General features: G+C 62.1%; 20 protein-coding genes. 14 read left to right on the top strand and 6 right to left on the bottom strand.

Annotated features, from left to right (window positions below; translation table 11 throughout):
• Positions 1-9 precede the first annotated feature (9 nt).
• The 5 genes from ACKJSM_RS04845 (at position 10) to ACKJSM_RS04825 (ending at position 5167) form a co-directional block, all read left to right on the top strand.
• Positions 10-549: a hypothetical protein gene (locus tag ACKJSM_RS04845; RefSeq protein ID WP_236182294.1), complete on the top strand. Its 540-nt coding sequence runs from the start codon at positions 10-12 to the stop codon at positions 547-549.
• 191 nt (positions 550-740) lie between these two features.
• Positions 741-1391: a DUF1120 domain-containing protein gene (locus tag ACKJSM_RS04840; RefSeq protein ID WP_236182293.1), complete on the top strand. Its 651-nt coding sequence runs from the start codon at positions 741-743 to the stop codon at positions 1389-1391.
• 101 nt (positions 1392-1492) lie between these two features.
• Complete coding sequence (locus ACKJSM_RS04835) at positions 1493-2203, top strand: fimbria/pilus chaperone family protein (protein ID WP_410236786.1); 711 nt, start codon at positions 1493-1495, stop codon at positions 2201-2203.
• On the top strand, positions 2203-4626 hold the full coding sequence (locus ACKJSM_RS04830; protein WP_410236784.1) for a fimbria/pilus outer membrane usher protein: 2424 nt from the start codon (positions 2203-2205) through the stop codon (positions 4624-4626). The genes ACKJSM_RS04835 and ACKJSM_RS04830 overlap by 1 nt, the downstream gene beginning before the upstream one ends.
• A 13-nt stretch (positions 4627-4639) precedes the next feature.
• On the top strand, positions 4640-5167 hold the full coding sequence (locus ACKJSM_RS04825) for a hypothetical protein (protein ID WP_236182290.1): 528 nt from the start codon (positions 4640-4642) through the stop codon (positions 5165-5167).
• Here ACKJSM_RS04825 and ACKJSM_RS04820 read toward each other — a convergent pair.
• Entirely contained in the window at positions 5164-6585 is a 1422-nt protein-coding gene (locus ACKJSM_RS04820; RefSeq protein WP_236182289.1) for a PLP-dependent aminotransferase family protein, read from the bottom strand. The two genes, ACKJSM_RS04825 and ACKJSM_RS04820, sit on opposite strands and share 4 nt — an antisense overlap.
• A 179-nt stretch (positions 6586-6764) precedes the next feature.
• On the opposite strand from ACKJSM_RS04820, the gene ACKJSM_RS04815 reads away from it, so the two are divergent.
• On the top strand, positions 6765-7010 hold the full coding sequence (locus ACKJSM_RS04815; protein WP_236182288.1) for a DUF1127 domain-containing protein: 246 nt from the start codon (positions 6765-6767) through the stop codon (positions 7008-7010).
• A gap of 35 nt (positions 7011-7045) precedes the next feature.
• Here the strand turns inward: ACKJSM_RS04815 and ACKJSM_RS04810 are convergent, their stop codons facing one another.
• The gene (locus ACKJSM_RS04810) at positions 7046-8356 is read right to left on the bottom strand and encodes an NAD(P)/FAD-dependent oxidoreductase (RefSeq protein ID WP_410236782.1); all 1311 of its coding nucleotides are present in this window, start codon (positions 8354-8356) and stop codon (positions 7046-7048) included.
• A 145-nt stretch (positions 8357-8501) separates the two neighbouring features.
• Here ACKJSM_RS04810 and ACKJSM_RS04805 point away from each other — a divergent pair, with 145 nt between their 5' ends.
• Positions 8502-8855 (top strand): YkgJ family cysteine cluster protein, encoded by a 354-nt coding sequence (locus ACKJSM_RS04805; RefSeq protein ID WP_236182286.1) that lies wholly within the window; start codon positions 8502-8504, stop codon positions 8853-8855.
• A 61-nt stretch (positions 8856-8916) separates the two neighbouring features.
• On the opposite strand, the gene ACKJSM_RS04800 is transcribed toward ACKJSM_RS04805, so the two are convergent.
• Entirely contained in the window at positions 8917-9405 is a 489-nt protein-coding gene (locus tag ACKJSM_RS04800; RefSeq protein WP_003177284.1) for an Lrp/AsnC ligand binding domain-containing protein, read from the bottom strand.
• A 155-nt stretch (positions 9406-9560) separates the two neighbouring features.
• On the opposite strand from ACKJSM_RS04800, the gene dadA reads away from it, so the two are divergent.
• The 6 genes from dadA (at position 9561) to ACKJSM_RS04770 (ending at position 15653) form a co-directional block, all read left to right on the top strand.
• Positions 9561-10865: a D-amino acid dehydrogenase gene (gene dadA / locus ACKJSM_RS04795; RefSeq protein ID WP_007954487.1), complete on the top strand. Its 1305-nt coding sequence runs from the start codon at positions 9561-9563 to the stop codon at positions 10863-10865.
• The gene (locus ACKJSM_RS04790) at positions 10837-11190 is read left to right on the top strand and encodes a RidA family protein (protein WP_039765240.1); all 354 of its coding nucleotides are present in this window, start codon (positions 10837-10839) and stop codon (positions 11188-11190) included. The genes dadA and ACKJSM_RS04790 overlap by 29 nt, the downstream gene beginning before the upstream one ends.
• Before the next feature lie 95 nt (positions 11191-11285).
• Complete coding sequence (gene alr, locus ACKJSM_RS04785) at positions 11286-12359, top strand: alanine racemase (protein WP_410236806.1); 1074 nt, start codon at positions 11286-11288, stop codon at positions 12357-12359.
• A gap of 88 nt (positions 12360-12447) precedes the next feature.
• Positions 12448-12996, top strand: coding sequence for a cupin domain-containing protein (locus ACKJSM_RS04780; RefSeq protein WP_003229444.1), 549 nt, complete (start codon positions 12448-12450; stop codon positions 12994-12996).
• 181 nt (positions 12997-13177) lie between these two features.
• Positions 13178-13594 (top strand): c-type cytochrome, encoded by a 417-nt coding sequence (locus ACKJSM_RS04775; RefSeq protein WP_236182307.1) that lies wholly within the window; start codon positions 13178-13180, stop codon positions 13592-13594.
• Positions 13595-13730: 136 nt separating this feature from the next.
• Entirely contained in the window at positions 13731-15653 is a 1923-nt protein-coding gene (locus tag ACKJSM_RS04770; RefSeq protein ID WP_410236779.1) for an acetyl-CoA hydrolase/transferase C-terminal domain-containing protein, read from the top strand.
• A gap of 68 nt (positions 15654-15721) precedes the next feature.
• On the opposite strand, the gene ACKJSM_RS04765 is transcribed toward ACKJSM_RS04770, so the two are convergent.
• Both ACKJSM_RS04765 and rep read right to left on the bottom strand, forming a co-directional pair.
• A complete protein-coding gene (locus ACKJSM_RS04765; protein ID WP_003229440.1) occupies positions 15722-16294 on the bottom strand; it encodes a xanthine phosphoribosyltransferase in 573 nt (190 codons plus the stop codon).
• A gap of 57 nt (positions 16295-16351) precedes the next feature.
• Entirely contained in the window at positions 16352-18361 is a 2010-nt protein-coding gene (gene rep, locus ACKJSM_RS04760) for a DNA helicase Rep (RefSeq protein ID WP_011336539.1), read from the bottom strand.
• Between the two features lie 264 nt (positions 18362-18625).
• On the opposite strand from rep, the gene ACKJSM_RS04755 reads away from it, so the two are divergent.
• A complete protein-coding gene (locus ACKJSM_RS04755; RefSeq protein ID WP_410236776.1) occupies positions 18626-20296 on the top strand; it encodes a putative bifunctional diguanylate cyclase/phosphodiesterase in 1671 nt (556 codons plus the stop codon).
• A gap of 41 nt (positions 20297-20337) precedes the next feature.
• On the opposite strand, the gene ACKJSM_RS04750 is transcribed toward ACKJSM_RS04755, so the two are convergent.
• Complete coding sequence (locus ACKJSM_RS04750; protein ID WP_410236775.1) at positions 20338-21732, bottom strand: NorM family multidrug efflux MATE transporter; 1395 nt, start codon at positions 21730-21732, stop codon at positions 20338-20340.
• Between the last annotated feature and the right edge of the window lie 67 nt (positions 21733-21799).

Here is a 21799-nt window from a genome sequence, read left to right as displayed (position 1 = left end):
TCAGTCACCATGCATCGTTTGAATACCGGCACGATCGGTCTGGCATTGCTCGGTACCGTGTTTGTCGCCGATCAGTCGCAGGCGCAGTCGGACTGTGCCGTCAGGCTGGGGCAGCCTTCAGTCGATTTTGGAGCGATGACGCGCGGTCAGTTGCTGCAACAGCCACTGGAAAATGACCAGTTGAGTTTCGGGCGCCGGCGGGTGCAGATCACCGTTCAGTGTGACCGGGCAGGACCGCTGCGACTTGACCTGGCGGCGCCTGCGGCGGGTGCCGTGGACTATCGGTTTGGCGCCGGGGCGTTGAGGGTTCAGGTGGTGGCTGTGCGGGTGGATGGCAAGGCTGTGCAGTGGCTTGGATTTGAACCGGGTGTCGCATCCGGTGCAGTCTGGCCCGCCGGGCAAAGCCTGATTCCTGCGCGGGCGGGCGTCGCCCTGGAAGGGCAGCGCATGGACGTCGACGTAGAGTTTGAAGGGCGGGTCGGGTCAGCGCAGACCCGGGTTGCCGATCTGACCCGGTTCGAGATCGATGCGCGCTTTCAAGCAAACTGAAACATTTGGCTACGGCAGCGTAGGACCCCACTACCGAGCACAAATTACCTATTAATCCAGTCGTGATTTCGCTGTTTGAGCGCCACTATTTCCTACAGATTTATCTCTCATAAGCCGCAATCATCAGCCCGCTTACTTACATACCAGGTTTGTAGGGACTGAACTGTCAATCAAATGGAAGATTACGGCTTATGAAAAAGACATCCCGTCTTGCGGTACTGGCGGCAGCGTTGCTGCCAACGTTGGCGATGGCAGAAAGCGTTGACCTGAATGTCATCGGTACCATTATTCCGACCTCGTGCATTCCGGCCTTTGCCGGGGGCAGCACGGTGGATCTGCGCAAGATTTCGGCGGCGACGCTGAATCCAACCACCCAGACACTGTTGGCCGGTCGCGACGTGTCGCTGCACATCAATTGCGATGCACCGGCTCCGGTGGAAGTGTCGGTGCGCGACAACCGTGCCGGCACCAAGCTGCCGGGTATCAGTGATGGTGCCGGGCAAAGCGATCCGGCGCTGTTTTACGGTTTGGGTGAAATCAACGGTACGCGTATTGGCGGTTTCGCCTTGCGTCACGGCATTCCGGAGACCGACGGCAATGCCCAGACACTGCTGACCCGGACGCTGGCGGCCCCGGCATGGCGTGTGCCGACCAGTACGCTGGTCAGCAATGCGCCGCAGTTGTACTCGTGGGGCGCCAGCGCTGCGACCGGTCCCGTTGCCGCTCGTCACCACGGTTTCCCGATGCACCTGCTGCCGATCATCGGCCCAAGCAACGCCCTGCCGATTGCCAACGAAATCCCGCTGGACGGCTCCGTGACGTTCGACATGTTCTACCTCTGACGGATGCGTCCCGGTACCTCTCAGGCACCGGGACGGACTGGCTCATGCGAGCGCGGTCCGGCACCTGCCGGATCGCATCCAGGATTTCACGGATTATCCCGATGCTCATTTCTTTCAAGTCTGTTTTCAAGACGGCACCGCTGTGCCTGTCCGCATGGTTTTCAGTGCCTCTGGTCCACGCCGCCGGAATGGTTCCACAGACGCCGGTGCTGTTGGTGGAGGAGGGCATGGGTGAAGCGGTGATGAATGTGCGCAATACCGATACGCACCCTGCATTGCTGCACACCACCGTTGAGGACATCGAAGACAGCGACGACGTACTGCTGATCTTCACCCCACCCATTGCCCGGGTCGAACCCGACGGCATTCAGCAAGTGCGATTCATTCTGCAAAACCGGCAACCGTTGAAGGTGGAACGTCTGAAACGGGTGATCTTCGAGGGAATCAGCCCGGCCAGTGACGCCGCCGGAGCGCGGGTTACTCTCGGTGTACGCCAGAACTTGCCGGTGATTTTGCGTCCTGCCGGGTTGCCGGTCGAACGTGAACCCTGGAAGCGACTGACCTGGTCAATGGATGCCGCAGGTGTGCAGGTCGTCAATCCGAGCCCCTATGTTGTGCGGCTGGCGAAAACCATTGTGCCTCTGCCGGGCACCCGCTCGGTGAATCTCCCAAAGACCTACATCTTGCCCGGCGAGCGCCTGCACGCTGATCTACCCTTGCACGCCTCGGCACAGACGATGGCGGTGAGGATTTTTCCGGCCACGACCTACGGCTTTGCTGTCGATCATTACGATGCGCCGGTTACTCGCTGATGAGAGTCTGCGTTCGTTGGGGCGTGTGGCTGCTCGCGGTCAACGGTACCGCGCTGGCGACCGAGTCACTGGAGTTCGACGCTCAAGTGTTGAGAGACCGTGGCATCGATCCTGCGCTGGCGGCGTACTTTCGTGAGGCGCCGCGCTTCACCCAAGGCGAGCATTCCGTGGCGCTTGAGGTCAACGGACAAGCCCGAGGCCGTGTGCGGGTGTCGTTCAACGAGCGCGGCGAATTGTGCCTGCACCCCCAGTGGCTGAACGCCGCCGGCGTGCGTCCGCCACCCTCGATGGACAAGCTGCGACCGGCGCAGTGCATGACGCTGGCACAGGGATTTCCCGAAGCGGTCGTGCAGCTGGACCCGGGACGCGAACTGATTGACCTGCGGGTACCCACCGACAGTCTGATGTTGCCGGAGCGCGCGCCAAACAACTTCGCCCATGGTGGTACGGCCGGCGTCTTCAACTATGACGCGTTGATGGTCGGCAGCCAGCATGAAGGCCGGCACGACAGGTTTCAAAGCCTGGGGTCGGAGCTTGGTCTGAATGCCGGGGACTGGGTGTTGCGCAGCCGGCAGTCCTACACATCGACCTCCGGTCACTCGCGGTTCGAGCACCTGTATGCCTACGGTGCGCGAACCCTGGAGGACGCCGAAGCCAGTCTGCAGGTCGGGCAATTGAATCTCGCGTCGACCTTGTTTGCCGGTGAGTCATTCACCGGTGTGCAGATCCTGCCGGAAGCGGCATTCACGCAATTACGAACAGCGCAGGACGGCGCGCGCGGGCAGGTGGAGGGAGTCGCATATTCGCCGGCTCGGATCGAAGTCCGGCAGAACGGCGTGATGATCTACACCACTATGGTGCCGAGTGGGCCGTTCACGCTGCGAGCGCTGCCGTTGCTGAGCAACCGGATTGATCTGGAAGTGACTGTCCACGAACAGGATGGACAGGCGCGGCGCTTGCGGGTGCCGGCAGCCAGCCTCCACGAAGCGCAATGGGCCGGACCGAGCGGGTTCAACTTTGCGCTGGGCACGGTGCGACGGCTGGGCTCGGACGACCGACAGACGCCTTCTTTCACCGCCTTCAGCAAGGACTGGGATTGGGGACAGGCCACGCGGCTTACTGCCGGCGTGCTCGCGGCAACCGACTATCTGTCAACAGGCTGGGGCCTGCAGCGGCAGTGGGCCGGCGGCTACGCACTGGGCGTGAAGCAGGTGCTGTCCGATGAACGCTCCCGTGGCGTGGGGGGCAGCCAGACGCAACTGACGCTCAGTGCGCCGCTGTCCGAGCACCTGTCGACGAGCCTGGTTGCCGTGCGCCAGAGTCGGAATTTTCGCACGCTGTCAGACACAGGTTGGGATCAGAACCTTCACCGGGCCGAATCCCCCGGTCGCGATCATCTGGTTTTTTCTGTCACAGGCTCGGTGGATCAATGGGGCGCATTCGGGGCGACCTGGTCGCGATATTCGACCCAGGGTGAACCGTCGCAGTCGCGTCTTGGCCTGTCGTGGTCGCGCACATTGCCTGAGCGCATCAGCCTGTCATTAAACCTGGAGCGTGCTATCGGCGACACGGCGCCCGATCGTCTGGGCAACTCCGCTTACCTGACGCTGGGAATGGCGCTGGGTGGCCAGCGAAGACTGCGCGGCTATTTGCGCCGTGATGATCGATCCGGCGTGCGCCGGGGCGTGGCTGTCAGCGATGTACTGAGTGAAAACCTGGCCTACAACGCCAACGCCGAATACCGCGATGAGACGGCGGCCAGTTACGGAGTACGTTTCACTGCGCTGCCGCGCTACACCAGCCTGGACGTTGGCGTCGGCCAGCGATCCGGCGCGACCGATTACGACGTGGGGCTGCGCGGTGGTGTGGCGTTGCATCGCAATGGCGCAACGTTGTCACCCTATCCCCTGCGCGACACCTTCGGCGTACTCAAGGCCGGTGATCGATCGGGCGTGAAACTGAACACGCCTCAAGGACCGGTCTGGACCGATGGCTCGGGCCGGGCAGTCGCGGCGAGCCTGCCGGCCTGGTCGACGGCGCGGCTGGAAGTCGACCCGCTCAGCCTGTCGCGCAACGTTGAAGTACTCGACGGGGTGAAGGAAGTGCAGCCGGCACGAGGCTCGGTGCAGCATCTGGACTTCTCCCTCGTGACCGTCCGGCGATTGTTGCTCAACGCGATGACCGTCGACCGGCAATGGCTGGCCAAGGGGCTGAGCGTTCACGACGAACAGGGCCGTTACCTGACAACGGTCCAGGACGGCGGAGCGATTTTTCTGCCTGACGCAAAAGCGGGTCAACGGCTACATGTGCAGCTTCCTGACAACACGCGGTGCGAGTTGCGTTTCCCGCTTTCCGAATTTCCTGAAGACAGCGCGCTCATCGAGCGGGTCGATGCCACCTGCGCCCCGGCCGAGCTGTCCTGAACGAGTACATCTGATGAAATTTCTGCCGGTTCTGATCGTCTTGCTGTGCCTGTTATTTCAACCGGTGTGGGGCGCTGAAACATGTCAGTCGAGCCTGTCGCCCGCCAGCGTGAACCTGGGGAGCGCGACGCGCGCCGAGCTGCTGCAACGTGCGGCGCTTGATGGCCGGGGACCGGGTTTTGGCCTGCGTAGCGTGCACCTGCGGGTGCAGTGTCCCGATGTGCGCTTGATGCGCTGGGCATTTGTCGCGCCCCCCGCCGATCCGCAGCGTTTCCGTTGGGCGGCGGGCACGCTGCAATTACGCATAGTGGCCGTGCGTCTGGACGGTGTGGCGGTGCACTGGCGCCTGGACAGCGGCCAGTCGGTCGAAGGCGATTTCCTGCGCCCGGGCATCCACGTCGTCCCATGGCGGGCGGATGCCGGTGCCCGGGGCAGCCGGCTGGAGGTGGAGCTCGAGCTCGATGCGCGAGTCGATGACGCCTCAAGCCGCCCCGTCGATCCGGTGCGGTTTGAAGGGCAGGGCGCTTTTACGGTGGATTAATCGGTCTCGGCCAACAGCTTGATCGCGGCCGCGCCGACCTTGCGCACCGCCTCTTCGATCAGCGCTGTCGGTTTGGCCGCGTAGTTCATGCGCAGGCAATTGCGGTACTTGCCCGAGGCGGAAAAGATGCTGCCGACGGCAATCTGTACGCCTTGATCGTGCAGCGCACGATTGAGTTTCAGCGTATCGAAACCTTCCGGCAGTTCGACCCAGAGCATGAAACTGCCTTGCGGACGGCTGGCGCGGGTGCCGGCCGGGAAGTATCGCGTGACCCAGTCGATCATCACGTCGCGATTACGCTGGTATTGCGTGCGCATCCGCCGCAAATGCGGTTCGAAGTGCCCGGCCTTGAGAAATTCGGCGATGGCGATCTGCGGTTGCGGTGCTGTGGAGCCAGTGCTGATGTATTTCATGTGCAGCACGCGCTCGAGATAGCGACCCGGCGCGACCCAGCCGATGCGCAGTCCTGGCGCGAGGGTCTTGGAAAACGAACTGCACAGCAGCACGCGGCCGTCTTCGTCGAAGGATTTGATCGTGCGCGGACGTGGGTAGGTGTAGGCCAGTTCGCCATACACATCGTCCTCGATGATCGCCACGTCGAAGCGCTGGGCCAGGTTGAGCAGGGCGCGTTTGCGCGACTCCGGCATGATGTAGCCGAGCGGGTTGTTGCAGTTGGGCGTGAGCTGGATGACCTTGATCGGCCATTGCTCCAGCGCCAGTTCCAGCGCTTCGAGGCTGATGCCGGTGAGCGGATCGGTGGGGATTTCCAGGGCTTTCATGCCCAGCCCCTTGAGGGTCTGCATGGCGCCGTGAAAGCTTGGCGAATCCACCGCGACGATGTCACCGGGCTCGCAGATCGCGTGGATGCTGGTGGACAGCGCTTCGTGGCAACCGGTGGTGACTACCAGATCGCTGGCGCTCAACTGGCATCCGGAATCGAGCATCAGCCGGGCGATCTGCTCGCGCAGTTCGAGGGTGCCGTGGATGTTGTCGTAATGCAGACCGGGCATGTCCTGACGGCGGCTGATACGGGCCAACCCGCGCAGCAGCGGTTTCATCGTCGGCGAGCTGATGTCCGGCATGCCGCGACCGAGTTGCACCACGTCCTTGCGCGGCACGGCGCGAATCAGTTCCAGCACCTGATCCCACTGGGAAATCTCCACCGGGCGTTGCGCCGGACGCCCGATCGCCGGTAGCTCCGGCAACTCACGACCGACCGGCACGAAGTACCCGGACTTCGGTTTCGGCGTAGCCAGACCGCTGTCTTCCAGCATCCGATAGGCCTGCTGCACCGTGCTCAGACTGACTCCGTGTTCGACACTCAGGGCACGTACCGACGGCAGTCGGTCGCCGGGACGGTAGAAGCCTTGTTCGATGCGCGTGCCGAGCAGCTCGGCGAGGTTCACATACAGGGTCATGACGCTGCCTCGGTGCAGGTGATTCGGTAAACCGGTACAGATGCGAGAAAAATCGACAATTCAGAGCTTCAGATGGTCAATCTGTATGGAAGTAATACAGATGTGTTGAATCTGTAATGCTTTTGCTCGCCCGCGCATCATGGAATCTCTGGCTACCCAAGTAAACAGGAGCAATGAAAATGAACGGCTTGAGCGATGTGCGGCTGACGTTACACAGTCAGGAACTGGAGGCAGGGCAACAGGACAATGCGCGCAACGAGAGCATGCGCAACGCACCGTCCGGCCTGAGTCGCTGGAACCTGTTCTGGCATCGTCTGCACACGCGCAAGGCGTTGCTGCGTCTGACGCCGGAGCAGCTCAAGGACATCGGGCTGACCCGCGAGCAGGCGCTGGAGGAGGGGTTGAAGCCGTTCTGGCGGATCTAGAAAGGATCGTTCCCATGCCCTGCGTGGGAACGATGTCAGACCAACTCTTTCAATCGATGCCACAACATCCCCAACGCCAGCAGCGGCGAGCGCAGATGCTTGCCGCCGGGGAAGGTGATGTGTGGCACTTTGGCGAACAGGTCGAAGCCGCCGCCGTGCTGACCGCTGATGGCCTCGGCCAGCAGCTTGCCCGCCAGGTGCGTGGCATTCACGCCATGGCCGGAATAGGCCTGGGCGTAATACACGTTCGGTTGCTCGGCGAGCCGGCCAATCTGCGGCAGACGGTTGGCACCGATGCCGATCATTCCGCCCCACTGATAATCAATCTTCACCGAAGCCAGTTGCGGAAACACTTCCAGCATCTTTGGCCGCATATAGGCGCCGATGTCCTTCGGATCACGCCCCGAGTAGTGACAAGCGCCGCCGAACAACAGGCGCCGGTCTGCCGAGAGCCGGTAATAATCCAGCGCCACCCGCTGGTCGCAGACCGCCATGTTCTGTGGCAGCAGGTTGTGGGCCTGTTCTTTGCTCAGCGGTTCGGTGGCGATGATGTAGCTGCCCGCCGGCAACACCTTGCCGCTGAGTTGCGAATTGAGGTCGTTGAGATAGGCATTGCAGCCGAGCACCAGGGTTTTCGCCCGCACCGAACCTTGTGCCGTGTGCACCCGGACTTCAGGGCCGTATTCGATGCGGGTAACCGCCGATCGCTCGAACAGCTTCACCCCCAGTTGCTGCGCTGCTGCGGCTTCGCCGAGTGCCAGGTTCAGTGGGTGCAGATGTCCCGAGCCCATGTCGATCAGGCCACCGACGTAGCGTCTGGAGCCGACCACGGTGTGCATTTCGTTCGCTTGCAGCAGACGGGTTTCGTAGCGATAACCGAGGCCGCGCAGCTCTTCGGCGTCTTCGGCAAAGCCTTCCAGGTCGGAAGGTTTGTTGGCGAGGTCGCAGTAACCCCAGGTCAGGTCGCAGGGGATCTGAAATTTTTCGACGCGCTGGCGGACGATTTCCACCGCCTCCAGGCCCATGAGTTTCATTTGACGTACGCCGTCGGTGCCGATCACGTTGGCGAACTGATCAAGGCCGTGACCGACCCCGCGAATCAATTGCCCGCCGTTGCGACCGCTGGCGCCCCAGCCGATCCGGTGCGCCTCGAGCAACACCACGCTCATGCCGCGTTCAGCCAATTCCAGCGCGGTGTTCAGCCCGGAGAAACCGCCGCCGACCACGCACGCGTCGGCGATCAGTTCACCTTGCAACACCGGATGGTCGGGTTGCGGCAGGCTGCTGGCGGCGTAATAAGAGGCAACGTGGGGTTGGCTCGCGGAGGCGTGGGCGCGGGCATTCATGGGCGTCATCCTGAGCGGGTGTCGAGAAAATTTGACGGAGCATAAGCCGCAGGCCCGAGGCCGGGCAACATTGGTCGGGCGGTGGTGTCTGGATCACGGCTTTTGCGGCACAATTGCCGCCTATTTCGCTCCGGTTACCGCTGCTATGAGCTGCAACAGCCAGAAAATCCGCGCCCTGCGTCAGCAGATTCCCACGTTCGAGTGCGTGCCTGGCTGTCATGACTGCTGCGGGCCGGTCACCACGTCGCCCGAGGAAATGGCCCGCCTGCCGCGCAAGACCCGCGCCGAACAGGACGCGGCCATGGAAGAGCTCAACTGTGTGCACCTGGGGCCGAATGGCTGCACGGTGTATGACGAACGGCCGCTGATCTGCCGGTTGTTCGGAACGACGCAGACCTTGCCGTGCCCCAACGGCCGGCGCCCGGTGGAGCTGATTCACCCGCGGGTCGAGAAGCAGGTGTTCGAGTACATGGCCGAAAACCGGCAAGTGCTGGTCTGACTCTGGTCGTTCCCTCGCTCTGCGTGGGAACGATCCAGTGGGCAGGTGCTGGTGTGAGCGATCAATCCGGAATCGGCAGGCTCAGGCTCTCTTTCACTTCTTCCATCACGATGTAGCTCTTGGATTCGCGCACGTGCGGCAACTTGAGCAGGATGTCGCCCAGCAGCTTGCGGTACGAGGCCATCTCGGAAATCCGCGCCTTCACCAGATAGTCGAAATCCCCTGACACCAGATGGCATTCGAGTACGTGGGGCAATTTCAGCACCGCACGTCGGAACTCTTCGAAAGTATCGCCGGATTTGTAGTCGAGGCTGATCTCGACGAACACCAGCAGACTACCCTTCAAGTGCTGCGGATTCAGGCGGGCGTTGTAGCCCATGATGATCCCCTCGCGCTCCAGGCGCCGCACCCGCTCCGTACACGGTGTGGTGGAGAGCCCGACCTTCTCGCCCAGTTCGGTGAATGAAATCCGCCCGTCCGCCTGCAGGATACGCAAGATGTTGCGGTCGATCTTGTCCAGCTCACGTTTGGTCTGAGTGTTGGTTCGCATAGGGGATGCGCCTCCGTGAAAAGGGTTTTTGCCGAGAATTGTCGCCAAATATAGGCGCATATACAGTGAAAAGCACTGGCAAATCTTTTTTACACTGCGCGCATCATTGCTCTGACAACACACATGCGCGGCACGCCGCGATGAGGGATACAAAAATGCGCGTTATGGTCTTGGGTAGCGGCGTCATCGGTACCGCCAGTGCTTACTATCTGGCCCGTGCCGGGTTTGAAGTGGTGGTGGTCGACCGGCAGCCCGCCGCGGCCATGGAGACCAGTTTCGCCAACGCCGGCCAGGTCTCGCCGGGCTACGCCTCGCCGTGGGCTGCGCCGGGCGTGCCGCTCAAGGCCATCAAATGGCTGCTGCAACGCCACGCGCCGCTGGCGATCAAGGCCACCGCCGACATCGACCAGTACCTGTGGATGGCGCAGATGCTGCGCAACTGCACCGCCAACCGTTACGCGGTGAACAAGGAGCGCATGGTGCGTCTGTCCGAGTACAGCCGCGACTGCCTCGACGAACTGCGCGCTGAAACCGGCATCGCCTACGAAGGCCGCAGCCTCGGTACGACCCAGCTGTTCCGCACCCAGGCGCAACTGGATAACGCCGCCAAGGACATCGCTGTATTGAAAGAATCCGGTGTGCCGTTTGAAGTGCTCGACCGCGCTGGCATTGCCCGCGTCGAACCGGCGCTGGCGGGTGTCACCGATATCCTCGCCGGTGCCCTGCGCCTGCCGAACGACCAGACCGGCGACTGCCAGATCTTCACCACCCGCCTCGCCGAAATGGCCACCAAACTGGGTGTGGAATTCCGCTTCGGCCAGGACATCCAGCGCCTCGACTTCGCCGGTGACCGCATCAATGGCGTGTGGATCGACGGCAAGCTGGAAACCGCCGACCGCTACGTGCTGGCCCTCGGCAGCTACTCGCCGCAACTGCTCAAGCCGCTGGGCATCAAGGCCCCGGTGTATCCGTTGAAGGGCTACTCGCTGACCGTGCCGATCACCAACCCGGCGATGGCCCCGACGTCGACCATTCTCGACGAGACCTACAAGGTTGCGATCACCCGTTTCGACAACCGCATCCGCGTCGGCGGCATGGCGGAGATCGCCGGTTTTGACCTGTCGCTGAACCCGCGTCGGCGCGAAACCCTGGAGATGATCGTCAACGACCTTTATCCTCAGGGCGGCAACCTGGCCGAAGCGAGCTTCTGGACCGGCCTGCGTCCAACCACCCCGGACGGCACGCCGATCGTCGGTGCCACCCCGTTCAAGAACCTGTTCCTGAACACCGGTCACGGCACCCTCGGCTGGACCATGGCGTGCGGCTCCGGGCGCTTGCTGGCCGATCTGATGGCGAAGAAAAAACCGCAGATCAGCGCCGAAGGCCTCGACATTTCCCGTTATGGCAACACCACCCAGGAGTCCGCAAAGCATGGCAATCCAGCGCCAGCTCACCAATGAGCGCATGAGTCAGATCGTCAGCCACAACGGTACGGTGTATCTGTCCGGGCAGGTCGGCGATGACTTCAACGCCGGTGTCGAACAGCAGACCCGCGACGTCCTCGCCAACATCGAGCGCCTGCTTGATCTGGCCGGCACCGACAAACAGCATCTGCTGTCGGCGACGATCTACCTGAACGACATCGAGGCGCACTTTGCCGGCATGAATTCGGTATGGGATCAGTGGCTGCCCAAAGGCGCCGCCCCGGCCCGCGCCACGGTCGAAGCGAAGATGGCCAAGCCAAGCATCCTGGTCGAGATTTCCATCGTCGCCGCGTTGCCGTAACCCGTTGTAAAGATCCCTCTCCCGGTGCTGTTGGCGGTTCACGCCGCCAGCCAGCGCCGGTTTTTATTCCCATGACCGCCAAGAAGTCTGCTGCCATGCGTCCTGCCCGTGCCCTGATCGACCTTCAAGCCCTGCGTCACAACTACCGTATCGCCCGTGAAGTCACCGGTGCCAAGGCACTGGCGGTGATCAAGGCCGATGCCTATGGCCACGGCGCGGTGCGTTGCGCCCAGGCGCTGGAGGCTGAGGCGGACGGCTTTGCAGTGGCGTGCATCGAAGAAGCCCTGGAACTGCGTGCCGCCGGGATTCGCGCGCCGGTGCTGTTGCTCGAAGGCTTTTTCGAGGCCGAGGAACTGGCGCTGATCGTCGAGCACGATTTCTGGTGCGTGGTGCATTCGCTGTGGCAGCTCGAGGCAATCGAGCAGGCGGCGTTGAGCAAACCGATCACCGTGTGGCTGAAGCTCGATTCGGGCATGCATCGGGTGGGCCTGCATCCGAAGGACTACCTGTCGGCTTATCAGCGTTTGCTGGCCAGCGGCAAAGTGGCAAAAGTCGTGCTGATGAGCCACTTCGCCCGGGCCGATGAACTGCACGAGCAGAGCAGCGCCGAGCAGGTCGCGGTATTCGACGCGGCGCGTCAGGGCCTGGCGGCCGAAGTCAGCCTGCGCAACTCGCCGGCCGTGCTGGGCTGGCCGCAGATTCACAGCGACTGGGTGCGTCCGGGCATCATGCTTTACGGCGCCACCCCGTTCGAAGAAGCCAACGCTGTGGCCGATCGCCTGCAACCGGTGATGACGCTGGAATCGAAAGTCATCAGCGTACGCGAACTGCCGGCCGGCGAGCCGGTGGGTTACGGTGCGAAATTCATCACCGACAAACCGATGCGCATCGGTGTGGTTGCCATGGGTTATGCCGACGGTTATCCGCGTCAGGCACCGACCGGCACCCCGGTGCTGGTGGCCGGTCAACGCAGCCGCATTCTTGGCCGGGTCTCGATGGACATGCTGTGCATCGACCTGACTGACGTGCCACAGGCCGGCCTCGGTTCGACCGTCGAGTTGTGGGGCAAGAACATCCTCGCCAGCGACGTGGCGAAGTGGGCGGACACCATTCCGTACCAGATCTTCTGCAACCTGCGCCGGGTGCCAAGGCTCTATTCCGAGGGTTGAAGCGCAAGCGGGGCCCAAGTGTTGTAAATACTGAACGCTGTCGCCATGATAACGCTCAATATTTCTACAACATCTGGAGGCTCCAGCCTTGGACGTCGGTGAACGACTGCAATCGATCCGCAAGCTCAAAGGGCTTTCCCAGCGTGAACTCGCCAAGCGCGCGGGCGTCACCAACAGCACCATTTCGATGATCGAAAAGAACAGCGTCAGCCCTTCGATCAGTTCGCTGAGGAAGGTTCTGGGCGGGATTCCCATGTCCATGGTCGAGTTCTTTTCCGAAGAGATCCTGCAGGAAAAACCGACCCAGATCGTCTACAAGGCCAACGAGCTGATCGACATTTCCGACGGCGCCGTGACCATGAAACTGGTCGGCCGCGCGCACCCGAGTCGGGCCATCGCGTTCCTCAATGAAATCTACCCGCCGGGCGCCGACACCGGCGAAGAAATGCTCACCCACGAAGGCGAAGAAACCGGGATTCTGGTGGAAGGGCGCCTGGAACTGGTGGTGGGCCTTGAAACTTTTATCCTCGAAGCCGGCGACAGCTACTACTTTGAAAGTACCAAGCCGCATCGTTTCCGCAATCCGTTCGATGCACCGGCGCGACTAATCAGCGCAGCCACGCCGGCGAATTTTTAAACCAAGAGGCGCCAGGCCATACGGCGAAGGCGCCCGAAACGTTTTTCCACAGCGCGATATAACCCCTTCGACTTTGGGGTTGTTTCAGTGAAGCGGGCTAACCGCTATACTTGCGCCCGCCTGCGAACCGTGGCCGCAGGCGTGAATAGCCACCATTGAGGGTGAACGCGTGAATCTAATTATGAAAATGCTGGCTGCACCAGCAACCGTACTGGCCCTCTGGGCTGTCAGCGCTCAAGCTGCGACGAATGACGACATTGCCAAACGCCTCGAGCCGGTCGGCCAGGTGTGTGTTCAAGGGCAAGAGTGCAAGGGGATGGAAGTCGCTGCTTCGGCAGGCGGCGGTGGCGGCGCCAAGACGCCGGACGAAGTGATTGCCAAGCATTGCAACGCTTGCCACGGCTCCGGCCTGTTGGGCGCACCGAAAATCGGTGACACCGCGGCCTGGAAAGAGCGCGCCGATCACCAGGGCGGCCTCGACGGCATCCTGGCCAAGGCCATCACCGGCATCAACGCCATGCCGCCAAAAGGCACCTGCGCCGACTGCACCGATGAAGAGCTCAAGGGCGCCATCCAGAAGATGTCCGGCCTGAAATAAGCCGCGCTTCTGACGAAAAAAACCGTCTCCGGACGGTTTTTTTGTGTCCGCGATTCAGGCCTGAGGCTGTTCTTTGCAGCAAACAACCGGCAATCTCGGTCGTACCTCTATTCACGGAACGGGCAGGAGGCTTCAGATGGTGCAGTTGTGTTCGATCGAACAGGCGGTGGACGATGTGCTGGCGCGGTTGCCGGCGCACATCCACATGGGCCTGCCGTTGGGGCTGGGCAAACCCAATCCCTTCGTCAACGCGCTGTACCGGCGGGTGGCCGGATTGCCCGAACGTCAGCTGACGATCTACACCGCCCTGTGCCTTGGCCGTCCTGCCTTGGGCGACGGTTTGCAGAAACGCTTCATCGAACCTTTCGTCGAGCGGGTATTTGGCGATTACCCGGAGCTGGAATTCCTCGCCGACCTGCACCGCGACAGCCTGCCGGCCAACATCCGCATCGAGCAATTCTTCATGCAACCCGGCAGTTTGCTCAACTGTGCACCGGCCCAGCAGGACTACGTCAGCAGCAACTACAGCCACGCCGCCCGCGACATCAACGCCGCCGGGCTGAATCTGGTGGCGCAGTTGCTCGCCAGCAGCAGCGAACATCCCGATCGCCTGAGCCTGAGCTGCAACCCGGACATCACCCTCGATCTGTTCCCGATGATCGCCAAACGCCGGGCGGCGGGAGAGACCATTCTGCTGGTTGGTCAGGTACACACCGGGTTGCCGTACATGCCGGGCGATGCCGAAGTCGACATCGATACCTTTGACCTGCTGATTGACGAGAAGGACAGCAGCACGCTGTTCTCCACGCCGAACATGCCCGTGGGTTTTCAGGATCACTTCATTGGTTTGCACGCCAGTACGCTGGTGCGCGACGGCGGGACTTTGCAGATCGGCATCGGTTCGATGGGCGATGCGCTGACCGCTGCGTTGCTGGCGCGTCAGGCCGACAATGCCGAATACCAGGACTTGCTGGCCGATGTGAACCTCAGCCAATGGGCGCAGTTGATCGAACGCGAGGGTGGTATCGAACCGTTCGCCAAGGGCCTGTACGGTTGCAGCGAAATGTTCGTCAACGGCCTGCTGGTGCTGGCCGAAGCCGGGATCATCCGGCGCAAGGTCTACCCGGATGTGCAGACCCAGCAGCAGGCTAACGCCGGGACCCTCGACGAGACGGCGCAAACCGATGGCATCTCGATCCATGGCGGTTTCTTCCTCGGACCGCGCAGTTTCTATGAACGCTTGCGTGAATTGCCGCTGAGCAAACGCCTCGAATTCAACATGACCCGCATCAGCTACATCAACGAGCTGTACGGTCAGGAAGAGCTCAAGCGCCTGCAACGTCTGGATGCGCGGTTCATCAACACGGTGTTCACCATGACCCTGTTGGGCGCGGGGGTGGCGGACCAGCTGGAAGACGGGCGGGTGCTCAGTGGCGTCGGCGGCCAGTACAACTTCGTTGCCCAGGGCCATGCGCTGCACGATGCGCGCTCGATTCTGCTGCTGCGCAGCTGGCGCGAGTCCGGCGGCGATGTCAGTTCGAACATTGTCTGGGAGTACGGCCACTGCACGATTCCACGGCACCTGCGCGACATCGTGGTCACCGAGTACGGCATCGCCGATTTGCGCGGCAAGTCGGATGCGGTGGTGATCGAGGCGCTGTTGAACATCAGCGACTCGCGCTTCCAGCAGGGCCTGATCGAACAGGCGCAGAAGGTCGGCAAGCTGCCAAAGGATTTCCGTCTCGATCCGCGCTTTACCGACAACACCCCACAACGCTTGCAGGCGATTGCCGCACGGCATCCGAACCTGTTTCCGGAGTATCCGCTGGGCTGCGATTTCACGGAGGTCGAAAAGGATTTGTTGCGGGCGCTGAACTGGCTCAAGAGCAAGTTCAAGCTGACTGAGATTCTGGAGTTGGGCAAGGCGGCGCTGGACGCGCCTCAGGCTTCGCTGTATCCGGAGCATCTTGAGCGGATGCAACTCACAAACCCGGAAGGTCTGAAAGAAGACCTGTTTCAGCGGTTGTTGCTCACTGGTCTGAAGGCCAGCGCGCCATAACTGTCCACCCCAAAACACCGGTGGGAGCCAGCAAACTGGCTCCCACATAAGTCCTGCGGTGTTGCGGGTTACTCGATGAAAGTCACCACGCCATCCTTCAGCGACTTCACGCGAGCCAGCGACTCGACGCGGTAACCCTGCGAATCCAGTTCTGCACGGCCGCCCTGGAACGACTTCTCGATCACGATGCCCAGGCCTGCGACAGTGGCGCCGGCCTGCTTGATGATCGAGATCAGCGCCTGGGATGCCTTACCGTTGGCCAGGAAGTCGTCGATGATCAGCACGCGGTCGCTGCTGGTCAGGTGACGCGGGGAGATGGCCACGGTGCTTTCGGTCTTTTTGGTGAACGAGTAAACGGTCGCCGACAGCAGGTTTTCAGTCAGGGTCAGGGACTGTTGCTTGCGGGCGAAAATCACCGGCACGCCGAGGTTCAGACCGGTCATGATCGCCGGAGCGATGCCCGAGGCTTCGATGGTGACGATCTTGGTGATGCCCGAATCCTTGAACAGTGTGGCGAATTCGTCGCCGATCAGCTTCATCAGGGCCGGGTCGATCTGGTGGTTCAGGAAGGCGTCGACCTTCAGGACCTGGTCGGAAAGCACAATGCCTTGTTCGCGGATTTTCTGGTGCAGGGCTTCCATGAAGCTGTCCTCTGTTGGCGCCTTGTGCGCCCTAAGGTTTTAAAAAAGTGGTCAATTCTAGCGCTTTAACATCGCGCGTATATCGGCCAGTGCGCTATTGCCCCGCACGGCTTTGACTTCGGTCGGTGTGTCGTCGTTGCCTTCCCAGGCCAGATCGTCCGGCGGCAGCTCATCGAGGAAGCGGCTTGGCGCGCAGTCGATGATCTCGCCGTACTGTTTGCGCTTGGCGGCGAAGGTAAACGCCAGGGTCTGGCGCGCGCGGGTGATGCCCACGTAGGCCAGGCGGCGTTCTTCTTCGATGGTGTCGGCTTCGATGCTGGAGCGGTGCGGGAGGATTTCCTCTTCCATGCCCATGATGAACACGTAAGGGAATTCCAGGCCCTTGGACGCATGCAGGGTCATCATCTGCACGCCTTCGGCGCCTTCTTCCTCTTCCTGCTGACGTTCCAGCATGTCACGCAGGACCAGTTTGCCGATGGCGTCCTCGACGGTCATTTCGCCGTCTTCGTCTTTTTCCAGGGTGTTCTTCAAGGCTTCGATCAGGAACCAGACGTTGCTCATCCGGTAGTCCGCGGCCTTGTCGCTGGAGCTGTTGGTGCGCAGCCAGTTCTCGTAGTCGATGTCCATGACCATGCTGCGCAGGGCGGAGATCGGGTCTTCGCCGGCGCACTGCTCGCGCACCTTGTCCATAAAGCGCTTGAAGCGCGACAGGCGATCGGTGAAGCGGCTGTCCAGATGTTCGCCCAGGCCGAGTTCGTCGGTGGCGGCGTACATCGAAATCTTGCGTTCGGTGGCGTAGTTGCCGAGTTTTTCCAGGGTCGTCGAGCCGATCTCGCGGCGCGGCACGTTGATCACCCGCAGGAAGGCGTTGTCGTCGTCCGGGTTCACGATCAGGCGGAAGTAGGCCATCAGGTCTTTCACTTCCTGACGCCCGAAGAAGCTGTTGCCGCCGCTCAGACGGTACGGCACCTGATGGTGCTGCAGTTTCAGCTCGATCAGCTTGGCCTGGTAGTTGCCGCGATAGAGGATCGCGAAATCGCTGTACGGGCGGTCGGTGCGCAAGTGCAGGCTGAGGATTTCCATGGCCACGCGCTCGGCTTCGGCGTCTTCGTTGCGGCAGCGGATCACGCGGATCTCGTCGCCGTGGCCCATCTCACTCCATAGCTGCTTTTCGAATTCGTGGGGGTTGTTCGAGATCAGCACGTTGGCGCAGCGCAGGATGCGGCTGGTGGAGCGGTAGTTCTGCTCCAGCATCACCACTTTCAGGGACGGATAGTCGTCCTTGAGCAGCATCAGGTTTTCCGGCCGCGCGCCGCGCCAGGCGTAGATCGACTGGTCGTCGTCGCCCACCACGGTGAACTGGTTGCGTTTGCCGATGAGCATTTTCACCAGCAGGTATTGGCTGGCGTTGGTGTCCTGGTATTCGTCGACCAGCAGGTAACGCACCTTGTTCTGCCACTTTTCGAGGATGTCGGCGTGCTCTTCGAAGAGTTTTACCGGCAGCAGGATCAGGTCGTCGAAGTCCACCGCATTGAACGCCTTGAGCGTGCGCTGGTAATGGGTGTAGACGATGGCGGCGGTCTGTTCCTTGGGGTTGCGGGCGTTTTCCAGGGCCTGGGCTGGCAGGATCAGGTCGTTTTTCCAGGCGCCGATCATGTTCTTGATCTCGTCGACGCCGTCGTCGCCTGCGTATTCCTTCTGCATGATGTCGGTCATCAGCGACTTGACGTCGGTTTCGTCGAAGATCGAGAAACCGGGTTTGTAGCCCAGCCGTTCATGTTCCTTGCGGATGATGTTCAGGCCCAGGTTGTGGAAGGTGCAGACCGTCAGTCCGCGGCCTTCACCTGGACGCAGCAGGGTGCCGACCCGCTCCTTCATCTCGCGCGCGGCCTTGTTGGTGAAGGTCATGGCGACGATGTACTGGGCGCGGATGCCGCAGTTCTGGATCAGGTGCGCAATCTTGCGCGTGATCACACTGGTCTTGCCGGAGCCAGCACCGGCGAGCACCAATAGAGGGCCGCCGACGTAGTTCACGGCTTCTTGCTGCCGGGGATTGAGTCGGGACATACGAAAATTCGGGAGTCGTTGACGAAATGGGCCGGCATTTTAACAGGCTCAGCGATTTGTGCTGCTCTCTCCGACTTGTGACGCAGCACGCGATTCAAATTTGCCGGTTTTGTTACTTTCACGCAGGATGCGCGGTGATTTTGCGGCTAATGTTCTCATTCGTGACACAAAATAACGGTTTGATAACCGTTGTCGTTTGGTCATTGGTTGCCGCAACGGCATAATGCCCGCCGCCCACATCATTGCAGAGTCTAGGGAGTCAGCTTGACTACGCCTGTCGAACCCTTGCGTTTGCTGCTACTGGCCGAAGAGCCAGCGTGGACAGCGTTATTGCGCGAGTGTCTGGCTCCGTTGGGGAGTGCGGCGGTGCTGATCAGCGCGCCGAACTGGGAGTCGGTCAGCAGCCTGTTCGAAGACAACCGCCACGCGGTGTTGTTGACCGTTCCCGCGTTGCAGCCGGCGCCCGGCCGCTGCAGCCTGCCGACGGTGTTGCTGCTGGAGCACGAACCGGCGACCGCGCCCGACGGCGTCAGCGACTGGCTGGTATTCGATGCCCTCGATCCCGGCATGCTCCGGCGTTCCCTGCGCCATGTGCGCGAACGCGGCGTGCTGGAAAACACCCTGCAACGCCTGGCCGAGCAGGATCCGCTGACCGGCATCGCCAACCGCCAGGGCTTCCAGACCCTGCTCACGGCCCGTCTGGCCGAAAACGATGGCCGCGGCCTGGCCCTCGGGCACCTCGATCTCGACAACTTCCGCCACGCCAATGACGCCCTCGGCCACCAGGCCGGCGACCGCCTGATCCTGCAAGTCGTCGCACGGCTGAAAAGCCAACTGGAAGTCGGCGATCAACTGGCGCGCCTGGGCAGCGACGAATTCGCCCTGCTGATCGACACCCGCCGCGCCCCGCAACGGGCCGAATGGATGGCCGAACGCATCACCGAAGCCTTGGCCGAACCTTATTGGGTCGATGGCGAAAGCCTGTTGATCGGTTCCAGCCTGGGCATCGCCCATGCCCGCGCCCAGGGCGGCGCCGATCCGCTGATGTGGCATGCGCACATCGCCATGCAGCAGGCCAAGAGCACCCAGGGCTGCACCTTTCACATCTTCAACGAGCGGATCAACCGCAACGCGCGAAGCATGGCCGACCTCGAAAGCGAGCTTCGCCGGGCCTTGCGCCGTGACGAGCTGGAGCTGCATTACCAGCCGCGCCTGAACCTGCAGGACGGCCAGATCGTCGGCCTCGAAGCGCTGGTGCGCTGGCGCCACAGCGAGCGCGGCCTGCTACCGCCGAGCGAATTCGTGCCGCTGGCCGAGCAGAGCGGTCTGATCGTGCCGCTGGGTTACTGGGTGATTTCCCGGGCCCTGCGCGACATGCAGGCCCTGCGCGAGCGCGGTCTGCCGGCGCTGCACATGGCGATCAACCTGTCGTTCCGCCAGTTCCAGGACAGTCAGTTGTTACCGACGCTCAGCCGACTGATCGCCGAGCGCGGTGTCGAGGCGCAGTGGCTGGAATTCGAACTCACCGAAACCGCCGTGATGCGCCGCAGTGACCTGGTCAAGCAGACCATGGACGCTCTGGGTCGCCTCGGCGTGCGTTTTTCGCTGGATGACTTCGGCACCGGGTTCTCGTCGTTCGTGCACCTCAACAGCCTGCCGATCACTTTGCTGAAGATCGACAAGAGCTTCGTCGGCGGCATGGAGCAACGCGAAGAGAACCGCAAATTGGTGCACGCGATGATCAATCTCGCGCACAACCTGCACCTGGAAGTGGTGGCCGAAGGGGTGGAAACCCGGGAGCAGCTGGATTTGCTGCGTGGGTTCGGCTGCGATCAGGTGCAGGGCTATCTGATCAGCAAGCCGTTGCCGTTGGCGGAGCTGGTTGAGTACCTGATGGCTGATGCCAGTCAGCCGCCGCTGGGGATCGTGGTTTAGCCTCAAATCCCTGTGGGAGCAAGCTCGCTCCACAGGGAAACTCACTCGGCCTGGGCGATCTTGAAGCCTTGAGCATGCGGCTCGAGCCGAATCATCCGCTTCATCTTCCATTCGAACGCCAGCGTCAGGCTCACCGCCGCACAGGCCAGCCCCAGCGCCAGCCCCCACCAGACGCCGGTCGGCCCCCAGTGCAGATGGAACGCCATCAGCCACGCCGCCGGCGCACCGATCAGCCAGTAGCAGCCGAGCCCGACCAGAAACGTGGTCTTGGCATCCTTGAGTCCACGGATGCAGCCCATGGCAATCGTCTGGGTGCCGTCGAACAGCTCGAACCACGCCGCCACGGCCAGCAGGCTCACCGCCAGATGAATCACCTCGGCAAACGCCGGGTCGTCATGGTCGAGGAACAAACCGACCAACTGATTCGGCAGCAGCCAGAACACCATGGCGAAGCACAGCATCGCCACTGCGCCGAACGTAATGCCGACCCGTCCCGACATCCGCGCATCCATCAATTGCCCGGCGCCGTAATGCTGGCCGACGCGCATGGTGATCGCATACGACATGCCCGCCGGGACCATGAACGCCACCGAGACGATTTGCAGGGCAATCTGGTGTGCCGCCAGTTGCGTGCTGCCCATGGTACCCATGCACAGCGCCGCGAAGGCGAACAGGCCGACTTCCACCGCATAGGTGCCGCCAATCGGCAGGCCCAGGCGCCAGAGCTCTTTCAGGTACTGCCGGTTCGGCCGCGACAGGCCTTCGCGCAGCGGGTAGGCGTCATAGGCCGGATGCCGGCGAATGTGCCAGGCCAGTGCCAGTGCCATGCAGTTGGCAACAATCGCCGTGACCAGACCGATACCGGTCAGTCCGAGTTTCGGCAGGCCGAACATGCCGGTGATCAGTGCGTAATTGAGCAGGAAGTTGGCCACCGTTCCGGCGAGACTGATGACCATCACCGGTGTCGCCCGGCCGATAGCGCTGGTGAAACCGCGCAGGGCCATGAAGCTCAGGTAGCCGGGCAGGGCGAAGGGCAGGGCGATCAGAAATTGCCCGGCGGCGTTGACGTTGGTTTCGGTCTGGCCGAACAGCAACAGCACCGGTTTCAGGTTCCACAACAGCAGCCCGGCACCGAGCGCCATCAACCACGCCAGCCACAGTCCGGCCTGGGTCAGCCGGGCAGCGCCGATGATGTCGCCGGCGCCCTGACGAATCGCCACCAGGGTGCCGACCGCCGCGATCACGCCAATGCAGAAGATCGACACGAACGAATAACTCGCCGCGCCCAGGCCGCCGCCGGCCAGCGCTTCGGGACTGAGGCGCGCCATCATCAGGGTGTCGGTCAGCACCATCAGCATGTGCGCCAACTGCGAAGCAATCAACGGCCCCGCCAGCCGCAGGATGGCCCAGAGTTCGGTGCGCACAGGTTGTTGCATGAGGTGGGTGCCTGTTGATCGATTTGTAGGAAAAGTCCGTCGATTCTCGGCGCTCGTACCGCTTTGC

This window comes from Pseudomonas sp. PHC1 (genome assembly GCF_046487845.1).
Classification (GTDB): Bacteria; Pseudomonadota; Gammaproteobacteria; order Pseudomonadales; family Pseudomonadaceae; genus Aquipseudomonas; species Aquipseudomonas sputi.
This window is presented reverse-complemented; position numbering and strand designations above follow the sequence as displayed.